The following is a 16169-nucleotide window of genomic DNA, read 5'->3' on the forward strand; positions in this document are numbered from 1 at the left end:
GCAGACGCGGAATCGCATCAAAACCTGCGGTTTTTGCGATTCCGCGTCTGCTCGCCCACTCTAGGGTGACTCGAGAATGGCCACCGCTGCAGCGGTATCCCCTTCGTGGGTCAGCGAGACATGGATGGTCACATCGGCCAGATGCTTGGCGATTTCGCCGGTTAGCCGCACCCGCGGCCGGCCCCACATGTCGGTGACCACCTCGATGTCACGGTGAATGTCCTCCGGCAGCATGGGCCGCTGCGCGAACCGCGAACCGGACCAGGCCTTGATCACCGCTTCCTTGGCGGCCCAGCGGGCCGCGAGGTGCCGGGCCGCCGACGAACTCTTGTCCGAGGCGTCCCGCCGCTCGCCGGGGGTGAAGGTCGTCGCGAACACCGTTCCCGGTTGGTCGACCTGCTCGGCGAAATCAGGAATGGAGACGAGGTCGATCCCCACACCGACGATGCCCATGGGTCGCCACGTTAACGGATGATCGAAGTCATCCGATAAATGCCTCGCCGTCGCCCAGCCTGGCGGCCGGATTGAGCAACATCGCAGCCTCCTGCGGCTTCTCCGGCTGCTGGTGGTCGAAACGGCGGTCCGCGGGCCGCTCGTACATCGGCGTACCGCCGGCGATGGCCGCGGCCAGACGGCGCCGACCGGCCAGCAACCGCGCGTCGGCCCGGCGCTGGTAGTCCGCCCGCTGCTCGGGGTCCATGGCGGCGATGAAGGCCTGCGGGTGTACGAGGGCTATCAGGCCGGACACGTGGCCGAACCCGAGACTGGTCACCAACCCGGCCTTGAGCGGGTACTTCTCGCCCAGCCGCAAGGTGTCGCGGACCCACACGAAGTGCTCCGATCCGGCCAGCTCGTCGTCAACGCAATCCAGACTGCGGTTGGGCGGAATGACACCGTCACGAAGGATCTGGCACAGCCCCATCATCTGGAACACCGCGGCGCCGCCCTTGGCATGGCCGGTGAGGCTCTTCTGCGACACCACGAACAGCGGGGCGCCCTCGGAGCGGCCCAGCGCGTCGGCGAGCCGCTCGTGCAGTTCGGTCTCGTTCGGGTCGTTGGCCAGCGTCGAGGTGTCGTGCTTGGAGATCACCGCGATGTCGTCAGCACCCACGCCCAGCTTGGCCAGCGAACGCGCCAGCACCGAATCCCGGCCGCCGCGGCCCGCACCCAAAGCCCCGATGCCCGGAGCCGGAATCGAAGTGTGCACACCGTCTGCGAAGGACTGAGCGAAGCCCACCACGGCCAACACCGGTAAGCCCATCTTCAGTGCCAGGTCGCCGCGGGCCAGCAGGATGGTGCCGCCGCCTTGGGCCTCCACGAACCCGAGCCGTCGCCGGTCGTTGGGCCGGGAGAACTTCGAGTCGTCGATGCCCCGGCCCCGCATCATCGCCGTGTCGGCGGTGGCCGCCATGTCACCGAAGCCGATGATGGCCTCCAGCGTCAGGTCGTCGAACCCGCCGGCCACCACCAGCTCGGCCTTGCCCAGCCGGATCTTGTCGACGCCCTCCTCGACCGACACCGCCGCGGTCGCGCAGGCGCCGACCGGGTGGATCATCGAGCCGTAACTGCCCACATAGGACTGAACCACATGCGCGGCAACGACATTGGGCAGCACTTCCTGCAGGATGTCGTTCGGCTTGTTCCGGCCGAGCAGATTGCCGTGGTACATGGTCTGCATGGAGGTCATTCCGCCCATGCCGGTGCCCTGCGTGTTGGCCACCAGGCTCGGGTGCACCCAGCGCATCAGGTCGGCCGGAGTGAAGCCGGCAGACAGGAACGCGTCGACGGTCGCGATGATGTTCCACAGCGCTACCCGGTCGATCGAGGCGGCCATGTCCTGGCTGATTCCCCACACCGTCGGGTCGAACCCGGTGGGGATCTGCGCCCCGACGGTCCGCGACAGCTTGGTCTTGCGCGGCACCCGAATCTCGGTGCCGGCCTTGCGGATTACCTGCCAGTCGGTGGTGTTGGGCACCGGCCGGACTACGGTGTGTTCGGGGTCGAACTGGACGAACGCCCGGGCCTCGGCCTCGGTGGACACCACGAAGCTGAAGTCCTTGTCCAGGAACACCGATACCAGCAGCGGCGACGCGTGGTCGGGATCGATAGCGCCGTCGTCAACGAACTCGCGAATTCCCACTTTTTCCACCACGGCGTCGTGGTAGCGCTCGACAAGCTCGGCCTCGTCGACCAACTCACCCGATTCGGTGTCGTACCAACCGGGTTGCGGGTCGTCTTCCCAGCGGATCAATCCGGTGGTCCAGGCCAGCTCGAGGACACCGGCCGCCGACAGTTCGTCGTCGACCTCCATCTCGAAGCGGGTGCGCGACGAGCCGTACGGGCCCAGTTCGGCGCCACCGACGATCACCACCAGATCGGCGGGGTCGACGTCGAGGTCGGCCCAGTCCGGCGGCGGCGCCGGGGTGTGCGCGCGCGGCGGCGATGGCAGCGCGGCGATGATGCCCGGCGCCGTCTCCTCCTCGACGGCCGACGCGTCGGCGGACATCTGCTCACGAGCCTTGGCGGCCAGCTCAGCCATGTCGAGATCAGCCTCGGCCAGGCCTCCGGTCAGGTCCGCCTTGATCGGCGAACTGGCCGCGGCGACTTTGGATTCCACGTCGCACAGGCCGAGCAGCATCGCCGCCATCTCGTCGGTCGAGTAGGTGGTGACACCGGCCTCTTCGACCGCGGTGACGATGGCGTCGTTGTGGCCCATCAGCCCGGTGCCGCGAGTCCACCCGATCAGGGCATGCGCCAGGCTGACCCGCGTCGCCCAGGACGATTCGGCATGCCAACGGCTCACCACCGCGTCCAGCGCCGACTTGGCTTCACCGTAAGCACCGTCGCCGCCGAACATCCCGCGGTTGGGCGAGCCGGGCAGCACCACGTGCAACCGCGACGCGATGTCGCGCTCGGCGCCGATGGTCGACAGGCCGCCGATCAGCCGCTGCACGGCCCACAGCAGCACCTTCATTTCCATCTCGGCACGCGAGCCGGCCTCCGACAGATCGCCGACCACGCGGGGCGCCGCGAACGGGAACAACAGTGTCGGGGTCTGCGCGTCCTTGATGTGAATCGACTGTGGCCCAAGGCTTTCCGTCTGCTCGGTGCCAACCCACCCGACCAGCGCGTCGATATCGGAGTAGGACGCCATGTTGGCCGCGACCACCCACAACACCGCGCCGTAGCGGGCGTGGTCGCGATACAGCGTGCGGTAGAACGCCAGTCGCTGCTGGTCAAGCTTGGAGGTGGTCGCGATCACGGTGGCGCCTCCGTCGAGCAGCCGCGCCACCACTGACGCCGCGATAGAGCCCTTCGACGCGCCGGTCACCACGGCCACTTCGTCGCTGTAAGGGCCGGGGTCCGGGTTCTCGGCACCGGCGGCGATCCGGCCGTACAGCGACGCGTGGATCTGCCGGCCCGCGGCCAGTGACTTGCCCTGCCACCAGGTGGCCTGGGTCGCCACGACGTGGCCGGTGCCCTCGAAACGCTCGGACAGCCGCGCCCAGTCGGCGTCAATGTCGCTTTCGTCGGTCAGCCATAGCTTGACCAGGTCTTCGCGGGCGCTGGCCCAGCGGTCGTCGAAAACGACCGCCTTCTTGCCGTCGAATACCGGGGCCACCAGACGCGGCCAGTCCGCGCCCAGTTCGCCCGTGACCAAGTCGATCAGCTCGGCGTCGGTGGCTGCCGCGGGTGCGGTCACCGGGTCGTCGAGCCCCAGCTGGCCCAGCACCAGGCGAGCCGCCGAGGCGAGCACCCCGTCCGGGCCGGTGATCTGATCGGTGAATTCGCTCAGCGCGGCCGCGTCGACGGTGGCACCGCCGCCACCGCCCGCCGACGGCAGCGCCACGGCGACGCCGCGGCGCGCGGCAACCGACGCGACCGCGGCGTCGATCACCTTGTCGACGGACACAGCGTCCGCCAACGCGCCCTCGTGCAGGTTGCCCAGCGCACCGCCGCGGACGCTGGTGCCCTCCCGGGTTCCCAGCGCGACTTCGACGGTGACGTGTTTGGCCCAGCCGTCACCGAGCTCCCAGGTCTTCTTCACCCGCTCGGCGATCGCACCCGGCCGCTTGCCCGACGGCCCCAGAACCGTGCGCAGCTGATCGTTGATCGCGTCGGAAAGCACCGGCCCGTAGGGCTTGTAGGTGCGAGCCAGCTTGGTGACCTGCGCCCGCAGCCCGGCCAGGTCGGCCTCGGCCGCGCCGTCGATGGCGCCCAGGTTCAGCTCGGAGCCCAGGTCCACCAGCAGCTGGTTGCGCCGAGACGACGCGCCGTCGGTGATCGATTCGATGGAGTCCAGCTCTTCGATCTGGTCGATCCGCATCTTGGCCGACAGCGCGATCAGCGCCAGCGTGGCATCGGCGGCGTCGAAGGCGATGTCGTCCGGCCGAGCGGCACCCGAAGGTGCCGCGGGCGCGGGAGCCGTTGCGGCAGCAGCAGTTTCGGCCGGCTCAGCCGACTCCCCAATGGGTTCGTCGACTTCCGGCTCCGGCTCGGGGTCGGTGTCGGTGGCGAACAGCACCGCGGCATCGCGCTCGGCGTTGAGCACTTCCACGGTGCTGTGGGCGTATTCGGGCAGCTTGAGGGTGTTGGTGGCCAGGCCCGCCACCGTCGGCGAGGTCTTCACGCCGATCTCGACGAACCGCTCCACACCCAGGCCACCGGCGGCCTCTTCGATGAACAACAGGTCCTGCGTTTCGATCCAGCGCACCGGGCTGGCGAATTGCCAAGCCAACAGCTCGATCAGGACCGTGCGGGCCAGCTCGCGGGGCCGTTCCCGGCGCCAGGTGTCGTAGTCGGCGAGGATCTCGTCGAGCGGCTCGGCCGGCACCAGATCGCGGATCTCCTGGATGAAGTCACGATCCAGGGTGAACAGCCGCGGCACCAGGTTGGGAATGTAGCGCCCGATGATCACATCCGGGTCTTTGTCGCGCGGCATCACGCGGTCCAGCGAACGCCGGAAGTCGGCCACCCCGACCCGCAATACCCGGGAGTGGAACGGAACGTCGATACCGGGAACGAGGATGAACGAACGGCGCCCACCGGTGAGCTCACGGCGCCGCTCCACCTCCGCCTCGAGCGCCTCCAGACCGCGCACGGTGCCGGCAATCGCATACTGCGAGCCACGCAGGTTGAAGTTCACGATCTCCAGGAACTCCCCGGTATTCGCCGCTATATCCGCGACGAAGGCCGGAACATCGGCGTCGTCGAGATCGATCTGCGACGGCCGGATCGCCGCCAACCGGTAGTTGGAGCGTCCCAGTTCGTCGCGCGGAACGATGTCGTGCATCTTCGATCCGCGGTGAAACACCATCTCCAGCAAGGCTTCTAGCTCGTAGACGCCGGTCACGCAGGCCAGCGCGGTGTACTCGCCGACCGAGTGGCCGCAGGCGATCGCGCCCTCGACAAAGGCGCCCTGCTCGCGCATCTCGGCCACTTGGGCGGCCGCCACGGTGGCCATCGCGACCTGGGTGAACTGCGTCAGGTACAACACGCCGTCGGGGTGGTGGTAGTGCACACCGCTGGCGATGATGCTGGTCGGGTTGTCCCGGACCACGTGCAGCACCGAGAAGCCCAACGTGTCGCGGGTGAACCGGTCCGCGGTGTCCCACACCTTGCGGGCCGCCTTGGAGCGCGCCCGCACTTCCATGCCCATGCCCTTGTGCTGAATGCCTTGGCCGGGAAACGCATAGACCGTCTTGGGTGCGGCCAGACGCGCGGTCGCCGACATCACCAGATCCGACCCGATGCGCGCGGTCACTTCCAAAATCTCTGCACCCCGGTCGATTCCGACGCGCTCAACGCGGAAGTCCACCTCGTCACCGGGACTCACCATGCCCAGGAACCGCGCGGTCCAGCCGATGAGCCGGGCCGGCGGACGGGCCTGCCCATCGGTGGCGGTCACCACGTGCTGTGCGGCGGCCGACAGCCACATGCCGTGCACGATGGGCGATTCCAGCCCCGCAAGCAGCGCGGCCGCCCGGTCGGTGTGGATGGGGTTGTGGTCGCCGGACACCACCGCGAACGGGCGCATGTCGACCGGCGCGGTCAGGGTGACGTCACGGCGGCGGCGGCGCGGGGTGTCGGTGGCGTTCTCCGATACCGCGCCACCGGCCCGCACCGGGTCGGCGAGTTCAGCCGCCCCGGTTCGGCCGAGGATGGCGAACCGCTCCTCGAGGACGGCGATCGCTTCGCTGTCGGGCCCGGCTACCGTCACCGAGACCGCCACCACCCGGCCCACCTCGGTGTCGAGGGCTTTCAATGCCGTTGCGGTGATGGTCAATTGGGCGTGGGTCGCGGGCAAGGTGTCGACCATGCGGACGGCATGGTCCAGGTGGACCAGGTTGAGCAGGCCTTCCACCACGGGTACACCGGTGTCGGTAACCGCCGATCCGATCGCCGCGAAAACGGCCGGCCAGCACCGGCCGACCAACGCGTCGGGCACGGTGGTGAGGCTGGGCGCCAGCGGCTCGCCGAAGGTGGCGGTGACACCGGTGTGGTCGGCGACCTTCTCCGGGTCCCAGTCGACGGTGACCCGGGCCACTCCGTCGGTGACCGGCGGCAGCAGCTCCGGCCCGTCGGCGCCGGCGGCAATCGCCAGCACCGAGCGCATCGCGGTGGCAGCGTCCTCGGTGCAGACCACCGGGATACCGCCGTCAACGGTGTTGGGCGGCAGGGTGAACCGGATGTCGATCCAGGTGCCCGACACCGGCACGCTCAACACCACATCCGCCCCGTCCTTGCCGTCGATCTGCAGCCGGGATCCGGTGGAAGAGTGTGTGGCACGGGAGTTTTCGGGTCCATCGTGCACCTGCCAATCGCTTGGCTCGGCGATCCGGTGCACCGGATTGATGGCGGTGCGGCCGGCCCACAACACGTCGGGTGCGTCGAGCACGACGGCCAGCGGTCCGGTGACGTCGGGACGGCCCAACCGGCGCGACGTGACGTCCTTGACTTCACCGTCGGCGGACAGCACCTCGTCGATGGCGGCCTGCTCGAAGCGATCCAGCAGCTCACCCACCGGCTCGTCCATGCGGGTGATACCGGCCACCGCCGCCGGGCCCGGGATGATGCACACCTGGTCGGCGTCGTAACGGGCGTCGTGGGCCTGCCACAACGAGTCACTGCGCCACCAGCGCCGGACGTCCTTGTCGATCACCGGCACGAAGTTCACCGGCTTGCCAAGGGTCTTGCACAGGGTGACAAAGAACGAGACGTCGGCCGGGTGCAGTTGGACGGCTTCGGCATCCGGGTACCGGGCGAGCAGGGCAACAACAGCCTCAGTGGGCCGCTCCAGCAACGCCGGGTCAGTGAAGATGGTCTCGATAGGGCCGAAATCCTTTGGATGCAAACGAGCTTCGGCGCGCTGCAGCATCTGCTCGAAGCGGTCGCGCCAGGTGTCGGCCAGCCAGGGGCTGCCCGGCCCCAAGACCCCGGCGGTGTCGGCCGTCGAATTGCCTTCGCCGATGGTCAGTTCCACGTAACGCCGCAGCCACTGCAGGTAGGTCATCTCCGCGACGTCGCCGAAGTAGGGCTTGGCGGTCTTGGCCATGGCCGCGATGATCTCGTCGCGGCGCTGCGCCACCGCCTCGGCGTCGCCGGCGACCTCGTCGAGCAACTGGCCGCACCGCGACGCCGAGTTGTCGATCTCATGGATGTCGGCGCCGAGCTGGCTGCGGCTGGAAGCCATGCCGCCCTGGGCCTTTCCGGCGCTGATCCACTCGCCGGTGCCCTGGGTTTCGACCAGCATCCGCTTGACCGAGGGTGACGTGGTGGACTCCAAGGTCGCCATCGCCGCGGTGCCCACCAGGATCCCGTCGATCGGCATCAACGGGAAGCCGTAGGACTGCGCCCAGCGCCCGGACAGGTATTCGGCCGCGCGCTCGGGGGTGCCGATGCCGCCGCCGACGCAGACCGTGATGTTGGCGCGCGAGCGCAGCTCGGAGTAGGTCGCCAGCAGCAGGTCGTCGAGGTCCTCCCAGGAGTGGTGGCCACCGGCGCGGCCGCCCTCGACGTGCATGATCACCGGCTTGGTGGGCACCTCGGTGGCGATGCGGATCACCGAACGGATCTGCTCGATGGTTCCGGGTTTGAACACGACATGGCTGATCCCGATGTCGTTGAGCTCGTGGATCAGCTCGACGGCTTCCTCGAGATCCGGGATGCCGGCGCTGATCACCACACCGTCGATCGCCGCGCCGGACTGGCGCGCCTTCTGCACCAGCCGCTTGCCGCCGATCTGAAGCTTCCACAGGTACGGGTCGAGGAAGAGCGCATTGAACTGGTAGGCCCGGCCCGGCTCCAGCAGACGGGACATCTCCTGGATGCGGTTGCGGAAGACCTCTTCGGTGACCTGTCCGCCGCCGGCCAGTTCGGCCCAGTGCCCGGCGTTGGCCGCCGCGGCGACGATCTTGGCGTCGACGGTGGTCGGCGTCATCCCCGCCAGCAGGATCGGCGACCGTCCGGTAAGGCGGGTGAACTTCGTCGAGAGCTTGACCCGGCCGTCGGGCAGGCGGACCACGGTCGGGGCGTAACTCGACCACGCCCGGGCCACCTCGGGCGTGGCCCCGACGGTGAAGAGGTTGCGCTGACCGCCGCGGGTGGCGGCGGGCACGATGCCGATACCCAGGCCGCGGATCACCGGTGCGGTCAGCCGGGTCAGGATGTCCCCGGGACCCAGATCGAGAATCCACCGAGCTCCAGCGTCATGCACGCGGGTGATCTCGTCCACCCAGTCGACTTTGCGGACCAGGATGGATTCGGCCAGTTCCCGGGCCAACGCGATATCGAGGCCGACTTTCTCGGCCCAGCTGCCGACGATGTCGATGCCGTCGCCCAGCCGCGGCGTGTGGAAGCCCACCTCTACCCGCACCGGCTCGAATACCGGCGTGAAGACGTCGCCGCCACGGACCTTGTTCTTGCGGTCGGCTTCCTCCTTCTCCGAGATCTGACGGCAATACAGTTCGAAGCGCGAGAGCTGCTCGGGGGTGCCGGTGATGACGACCGAGCGCCGGCCGTTGCGAATGGACAGCACCGGTGGCAGCACCGTGCGCACGTCCTGGGCGAAGTCCTCGAGCAATCGCTGGATGCGCTCGGGGTCGGCGTTGGTGACCGAGACCATCGGCGGGCGATCGCCGAGCACCGAGATCCCCCGCCGGCGCGCCACCAGTGTCCCGGCCGCGCCGATCAACTGGGCCAACGCCAGCAGCTCCACGTCGCGGGCGCCACCGGCCTTGAGTGCCTCCACCGCCAGCACCCCCTGGGAGTGCCCGGCCAGGGCAACCGGCGGGGTGGCAACCAGGTCCATACCCTGGCGGGCCAGGGCACGAATGGCGGCTATCTGCGTGAGCAGCACGCCCGGCACCGACACCGCGGACGACGTCAGGTGCTTGTCCAGCGGGACCGCATCTTCGGCGGCCAGCGCACGTACCCACTGCAGCGGCTCGAAGCCGATCGGGCGGACCACGACCAGTTCCTTGGCAACGGGCTCGAGCAGCAGCTCCACCTCACCTGCCAGCGCGGCCAGCTCCGATTCGATCCCGGCCGCCGAAACCAGTTCCTCGAGCGTCTCCAACCAAGCGCTGCCCTGGCCGCCGAACGCAACCGCGAACGGCTCAGCGGCGGTCAGGCGATCGACCAGAGCATGGGCGCGATGCGGGCCGGTCCCGTCGTGGTCAGCTGACACGCGGTCGTGCTCGTGGATCGTCACCGTCTTAATCTCCCTGTATGCGTCTGTACGTATCGGTTGGTTCGGCCGGACCGGACCGGGCCCTGCAGGGGCCTGTGAACTCCGGCCGATTCCGCATCGAATCTCAGCCGGAAAACGTCTGACCGGTGCGTTGTCGGCGGGCCGGCCCATGGACCGGGCGGCGCGACGGACTGCATCGGCTCTATAAGAGTGTCATAAGGATCAGTCCACCTTTTTGACGCCGATCGGTTACTGGCGAGTTCTACGCGCGGGTAACCATGTCATCGGTAACACCGGGTTTCGCCGTCGGCGCGGGCGGGCGTAACAAACGTCCTGCGTGCAGGTGGTTACGGTCGAGTAGCCATAACTGCGCTGATCAAGGCAGTATTGTTACCAAATCGTTATGTTGAAATTCTGCGCTGCGCCCGGCCCGTGACGTCGCATCTGCCGTCGCGCCGCGCAATCACCGCTTTTTGCGCCGCTGCGATCTAAGCGAACGAGTGTTTGCTGGAGCGTGCCGCACACAGGGCTTGACGGGCCTTGACGGGGCGGACAATTAGGCCCACTGCCCGAATTGGGGCTTGAGGATCTCGTTGATATCCACGCCGACTCCGCCGACTTTGCGTTTGTCGATCTCGACCTGGTGCACATTGGCGGCCGGATGTGTGAACCCCTTCGGCGAACCCCAGTTGTGCTGCCAGAAATAAGAGCCCAACCCGTCATGCACCGCCCAGTCGATCGTCTTGGAGTTGGCGTACACGCCGGTGCGCTGATGCCCGATCACCGACTCCCAGGACCGCAGATACGGCGCGACCTGGTTCTTGTACTGCTCATATGACGGATCGTCGTCGATGGAGGCATAGATGGGAGCGCCCGCGGGGCCGCCCGCCGCGGTGTGCAACTCCATGCCCCGCGTGGCATGCTGAACACCTGCAGCCGCCCCGCCCAGCCAGTCGGACGTCCTGCTCTTGCCGAATTGGTAGCACGAAACGATCTTGAGCCCGTTGCTGCTCAGATCGCGGGCCTCACCGAGTTGGATCGGCTTGCCCAGCATCCAGGTACCCCCTGGTCGCCGATCCGATACGTACCTGATCGCCCCCACCGCCCCGGCGGCCCTGATCTGGCTGGCGGGGATGACTCCGGCCGAATAGTCCAACAAGATGCCCAGCGAACCCGCTGATGCCGGCGCGGCACGCAACGACGCGGCCGCGACGCCAAGGCTCAGCAGGCCGGGCACCGCGGCCGCGAATTTGAGCACATCCCGCCGCGAGACCTCCACAAGCCACAGAGTACGACACCTACATCAATTGACTCATTGAGCTCGCCAGTCACATCTACATCACAATGTCACAACGTACGTTTGGGCGGGGTCGGCAGCCGATTCTTGTTGTCAATGCAAAGTTAGTAAAGTTAGGGGCGAGCAGCCCGCACTCGATGCAACGGGGGTCGCGATGGATCACCACCAGCTCATCGACCTCACCCGCCGTGCCCTGAAGCTCGCACGCGACCAGACGACCGACCTGGCGCCCTCGCAGCACACGGTCCGCGCGCGGGAGTACACCTCGCTCGAGCGACACGGCCGGGAGCGGGCCATGGTGATGTCCTGCCCGCAACTGGTCGGCTACGTCTCCGAGCTTCCCCGGCCCGGCTCGTATTGCACCAAGACGGTGATGGGGCGATCCGTGCTGCTGACCAGGACGTCGGACGGCTCCGTGCGGGCCTTCGACAATGTCTGCCTGCATCGGCAGGCGCAGGTGGCGACCGGGTGTGGCACCGCGAAGCGGTTTAGCTGCCCCTACCACGCCTGGACGTATGACAACAGCGGGCGATTGGTCGGACTGCCGGGCCGGGAGGGCTTTCCCGAGATGACGTTGAAGGACGACGGGTTGACCAGGCTTCCGGCCACCGAGTTCGCCGGTTTTCTGTGGGTTGCCCTGGATCCCGGCGCCACGCTGGACGTCGCAACACACCTGGGACCGCTGGCCGACGAACTCGACTCGTGGGGAATCGGGCACTGGTCTCCGCTGGGTGAAAAGGTGCTCGACTCGCGGATCAACTGGAAGCTGGCGATCGACACCTTCTCGGAGAACTACCACTTCGCCACGGTGCACAAGCAAACCTTCGCCACCATCGCCCGCAGCAATTGCACGGTTTTCGACTCCTATGGAGCACACCACCGATTGATCTTTCCGCTGAACACCATCATGGAGCTGGACACGGCGCCCGAGGACCAGTGGAATCCGTTTCACCACATGGTCGTGATCTACGCGCTGTTTCCCAACATCGTGCTGTCGGTGACGATCGCCAACGGCGAGCTGTTCCGCATTTACCCCGGTGAGCAACCGGGCCGATCCGTCACCGTCCACCAGAACTCCACGGCGCTGGACGTCTCGGATGAATCCGTGGCCGCCGGCGCCCAGGCCGTATTCGAGTACGCACACGCAACGGTCCGCGACGAGGACTATCGACTTGCCGAGTCGTTGCAAGCCAACCTCGAATCAGGGGCACGGGAGCGACTGGTGTTCGGGCGCAATGAGCCGGGGCTACAGCATCGTCACCTCGCGTGGGAGCGCGCGCTCGACGGGTTGCACCGAGGCTGAAGATTCGCAGCAAAAGGTCGAGAAGACTCCTGCCGAATTACAGCTTCGCCGTGGGAGTCTCCCGCGTCAGCGAGCCGATGAGCGCGTGGAGAACGTCACGGGAATCATGGTCGCAATCGTCCGGAAGCGCTGCTGATCCCGCCTGCAACATCTCCAGGGCCGGTCCGCGCTGGCCCGAAAGCACCAATGGCGTAACGCGTTCCACCAGGGCGGCCAGCTCCGGCGTCGGTGGCCGGGCGATCGCGACGGTCGCGGCCAGCACGTCGATCAGCTCCCAGTCGCGATACAACGCCAGCGACCGCTCGTAGAACGCAAAGGCGGTCACCGGCTTATCCTGCAGCGTGCCGCGGTAGTGGTAGGGGCCCTCCATGTATTCGATCGGCAGGCCATGGGCCGGAGCGGCCACCAGCGGCTCCCCGATGAGATCCAATTGCATTGTGGCGCACGTGATCCGGTGGCGGTCCGGCAGGTAGCGGACCGGTGTGATCGGCGGCAGGAGCGGCCGCACGGACTCCGGCCAGCGGACATAGCTGAGGATGGTGACGTCGACGTCCTCGGCGCACTGCGGCCGCCGGTCCGGGTCGGGGTAACTCGCCGTCACTCCGGTAAACGGTTGGACCGCATTGCCGTTCGTACGGTCGAACTGCCGCCAGATGCTCATGTCGACGCCGTTGTCGAAATGGATGGTGCGCCATTCGTGCGACCGGCCCCGCGGGTCTCCCCCGCCGCCGGCATACCTCGGGAACCACTGCCGGTCGATGTGCCCGGCCGTACCCGTGACCTGTTGGCTCACCTCGCCCCAGTACAGCGTTCCGGTCATCGTCATTCCGGCATGGAAGTAGGAGCGGGTATCGGCCTGGCCGAAGCAGACGATCGTTCCGTTGTAGGCCGACGCCCCCACCGGGGTGGGCGCGCGCGTCGGCGTCACGGCCAGATCCAGCCGCATCAATCGACCGGCCTGATCGGTTCCCACCAGATTGACCTGGTAGGTGTAGGGCAACAGGTCCCCATCGGCGTCACGGCAGGTGATCCATGACGCGGTGCCGGCGCCGCTCCGGTATTCGAGGTCGAGGTGTCCCGTGGCGGCCGACAGCTTGGGCTGGGCGTCGGGTGCCATGCTGGCCGGCGGCATGTCGTAGTCGGTGTAGGTGCCGTACTCGCCGGTGTCGAGGTCGAACAGCGCCAGCGTGTAGAAGTCGGCGACCACCGAGCCCCCGGGGCGGTTCTTGTTGAAAATGGTCAGGAACGCAAACGATCGGCCGCTCCCGGTTGTGTCCAGTTGGCCGGCGAGAAACCAGGTATCGGATTCCTGATCGGCGTGGGCGCCTTCGGCGGCGGGAAATTCCAGCGCGTTGTCGCCGGCTACCAGCTGGAACGGGTAACTGCGCCAGTCGCTGCTCATGTCAGGCCTTCCCGGGCGCCGGACCGCGCTTTTTCGCTATGTTAGCATCAATAGCAAAGTTACTGTCGCCTGCCCCGAGGTGGTGCCCTGATGACGGCAGAATCCCCGCGTCACAGGTATGACGAACTGTTCATCGGCGGGCGCTGGCGCAAACCCACCACGCCTGAGCGGCTTTCCGTCATTTCCCCGCACTCCGAGCAACCCCTGGGCGAGGCACCGGCGGCCGGTCCCGGCGATGTCGAGGCGGCGGTGGCGGCCGCGCGGCAGGCGTTCGACCACGGTCCGTGGCCGCTGTGGGATCCGCAGAAGCGAATGAGCAAGATCGAGCAGCTGGCCGCCGTTTACGCGCGCCACCTCGACGACATGGCCGACTTGATTACCGCGGAGATGGGTTCGCCGCGCAGTTTCAGCAGGCTGGGCCAGGCTGCTGGTGCCGCGTCGATGATCCATCTGGCGTTGGCGTCCGCCCGGGACTTCCCGTGGGCAGAACGGCGGCAGGGTGTGCTCGGCGAGGCGCACCTGCGTCGTGCGCCCGTCGGTGTGGTGGGCGCCATTGTGCCGTGGAACGTGCCGCAATGCCTGATCATGCCGAAGCTGATCCCGGCCCTGATCGCCGGCTGCACCGTCATCGTCAAACCCGCACCCGAAACTCCTTTGGACGCTTTGTGGTTGGCCGAGATGATCGAGCAGGTGGAGCTGCCCGAGGGCGTCGTCTCGGTGCTGACGGGTGGACCGGCTGCCGGCGAGGCGCTGGTGCGCCATCCCGGGGTGGACAAGATCGCGTTCACCGGCTCCAGCGCCACCGGCCGCCGGATCGCCGCGATCTGTGGAGAGCAGCTGAAACGGATCAGCCTGGAACTGGGCGGCAAGTCGGCCGCGATCATCCTCGACGACGCCGACCTCGACAAGACCGTCGCGGGGTTGAAGACGGCCGGCCTGATGAACAACGGCCAGGCCTGTGTCGCCCAGACCCGCATCCTGGTCAGCGAACGACGTCACGACGAAGTCGTCGACGCCCTTGCCGACATGATGGCAGCGCTGCAAGTTGGCGACCCCGCTGACGAAAAGACCGACATCGGGCCACTTGTCGCCCGCCGCCAACAGCATCGGGTTCAGGACTACATCAGGTCCGGGCGGCAGGAGGGGGCGCGCATCGTGGTCGGGGGCGAGGACAGCCCGGCCGAACGTGGTTGGTACGTGCGGCCAACGCTGTTCACCGGCGCCACCAACGACATGCGCATCGCCCGGGAGGAAATATTCGGCCCGGTGTTGACCGTGCTTACCTACCGCGACGAAGCGGACGCAATCCGGATCGCCAATGACAGCGACTACGGTTTGGCCGGTTCGGTCTGGACAGCCGACACCGCCCACGGCCTCGATATCGCCGCCCGGATCCGGACCGGCACCTACGGGATCAACATGTACATGCTCGACATCAGCACGCCGTTCGGCGGCTTCAAGAAGTCGGGCATCGGCCGCGAATTCGGGCCCGAGGGCCTAGCCGAATACGTCGAGCTGCAAGCGGTGCTATGCAACGGAAAAATGCCGCCGCTCAATGTTATTGCGGCAGCTGCAGGGTGATCTCGACCGGACAGCACAACACGCCACGCTGATTGGACACCTCGATCCGGAGATCGACCAGATAACGCGGCGGGTCGACACTTTCATCACACCGCTTGGCCACCACCCGGGCCCGCCCCACCATGGTGTCGCCGGCATAGATCGAGCCGGCCAACCTCATGGAACGGCGTACCACCCGGCTGCCCGGACCCGCCCAGTCGGTCGCGATCCGGTCGGCAAAACCCGCGAGATGCATGGTGTTGACGAAAATCGTTGGATTTCCCTGGCTTTGGGCGTAGGCCGGATCAAAATGGCCCGGAAAATAGTCCCAGGTCGCCCCGGCGTTCTCCACCACCCGCTGATAACTGATCTGGTCGACGACCTCGGGCAGCTCGGTCGGAACGGTGATTTCGTTCCACGCCAGATCGGTCACGATCCCGGCCCGGGTGTGAAGCGGAACAACGTATTTCGCGACGTGGCAACCACCGCGCCGTCCTGGCGGCGGTAGGTCTCCAGCGTCTCGACGAAATGACCGACCCCGAGCCGGGTCTGCTTTTCCGGGGAGACCGACACCAGCTCCTCGACGACGGTGAGCCGATCACCCTCGACGATGGGCCGCAGGAACTCGGCGTCGTTAGCCGCGTTGATGAATGTGGTGCCCGGCAACGGCACCCGCAGCGCCAAGGATGCCGCGGGCACCCGGCCTCCCGGTTGCCATGGCGGTGGAATCAGCCAGCCCATCAACAGCGCCGGTGGAGCTAGCAAGCCTCCCCAGCGCCGGGCGTATTCGGTGTCCCAATACGACCGGTTACCGTCATGGACCATGGCGGCAAACAGCTGAATGCGCGCGCCGCTGACCACGGTCGCAGCGGTTCGCGGTTCCGTAGTCGCGCCGACCATCTGCAGCGCATCCTGA

At 67.3% G+C, this 16169-nt stretch carries 8 protein-coding genes; 2 read left to right on the plus strand and 6 right to left on the minus strand.

The window, feature by feature from the left end:
• Nucleotides 1-60 precede the first annotated feature (60 nt).
• The 3 genes from acpS to EET10_RS19510 form a co-directional block, all read right to left on the minus strand.
• Entirely contained in the window at nt 61-453 is a 393-nt protein-coding gene (gene acpS / locus EET10_RS19495; RefSeq protein ID WP_023366014.1) for a holo-ACP synthase AcpS, read from the minus strand.
• 28 nt (nt 454-481) lie between these two features.
• Nucleotides 482-9712: a type I polyketide synthase gene (locus EET10_RS19500; RefSeq protein WP_122502418.1), complete on the minus strand. Its 9231-nt coding sequence runs from the start codon at nt 9710-9712 to the stop codon at nt 482-484.
• A 535-nt stretch (nt 9713-10247) separates the two neighbouring features.
• Nucleotides 10248-10970, minus strand: coding sequence for a DUF1906 domain-containing protein (locus EET10_RS19510; RefSeq protein WP_036400158.1), 723 nt, complete (start codon nt 10968-10970; stop codon nt 10248-10250).
• A gap of 172 nt (nt 10971-11142) precedes the next feature.
• On the opposite strand from EET10_RS19510, the gene EET10_RS19515 reads away from it, so the two are divergent.
• Nucleotides 11143-12291, plus strand: coding sequence for an aromatic ring-hydroxylating oxygenase subunit alpha (locus EET10_RS19515; protein WP_036400161.1), 1149 nt, complete (start codon nt 11143-11145; stop codon nt 12289-12291).
• 37 nt (nt 12292-12328) lie between these two features.
• Here EET10_RS19515 and EET10_RS19520 read toward each other — a convergent pair whose 3' ends face one another.
• The gene (locus EET10_RS19520) at nt 12329-13693 is read right to left on the minus strand and encodes a secreted hydrolase (protein ID WP_036400162.1); all 1365 of its coding nucleotides are present in this window, start codon (nt 13691-13693) and stop codon (nt 12329-12331) included.
• A 90-nt stretch (nt 13694-13783) separates the two neighbouring features.
• Between EET10_RS19520 and EET10_RS19525 the strand changes: the two genes are divergently transcribed.
• Entirely contained in the window at nt 13784-15274 is a 1491-nt protein-coding gene (locus EET10_RS19525; protein WP_063467394.1) for an aldehyde dehydrogenase, read from the plus strand.
• On the opposite strand, the gene EET10_RS19530 is transcribed toward EET10_RS19525, so the two are convergent.
• Both EET10_RS19530 and EET10_RS19535 read right to left on the minus strand, forming a co-directional pair.
• Entirely contained in the window at nt 15252-15686 is a 435-nt protein-coding gene (locus EET10_RS19530) for a MaoC family dehydratase (RefSeq protein WP_081260607.1), read from the minus strand. The two genes, EET10_RS19525 and EET10_RS19530, sit on opposite strands and share 23 nt — an antisense overlap.
• Nucleotides 15683-16153, minus strand: a complete 471-nt coding sequence (locus EET10_RS19535) for an FAS1-like dehydratase domain-containing protein (RefSeq protein ID WP_051490340.1) — start codon at nt 16151-16153, stop codon at nt 15683-15685. Before EET10_RS19535 ends, EET10_RS19530 begins: the two co-directional genes overlap by 4 nt.
• Nucleotides 16154-16169: the final 16 nt, after the last annotated feature.

Source organism: Mycobacterium pseudokansasii (assembly GCF_900566075.1).
Classification (GTDB): Bacteria; Actinomycetota; Actinomycetes; order Mycobacteriales; family Mycobacteriaceae; genus Mycobacterium; species Mycobacterium pseudokansasii.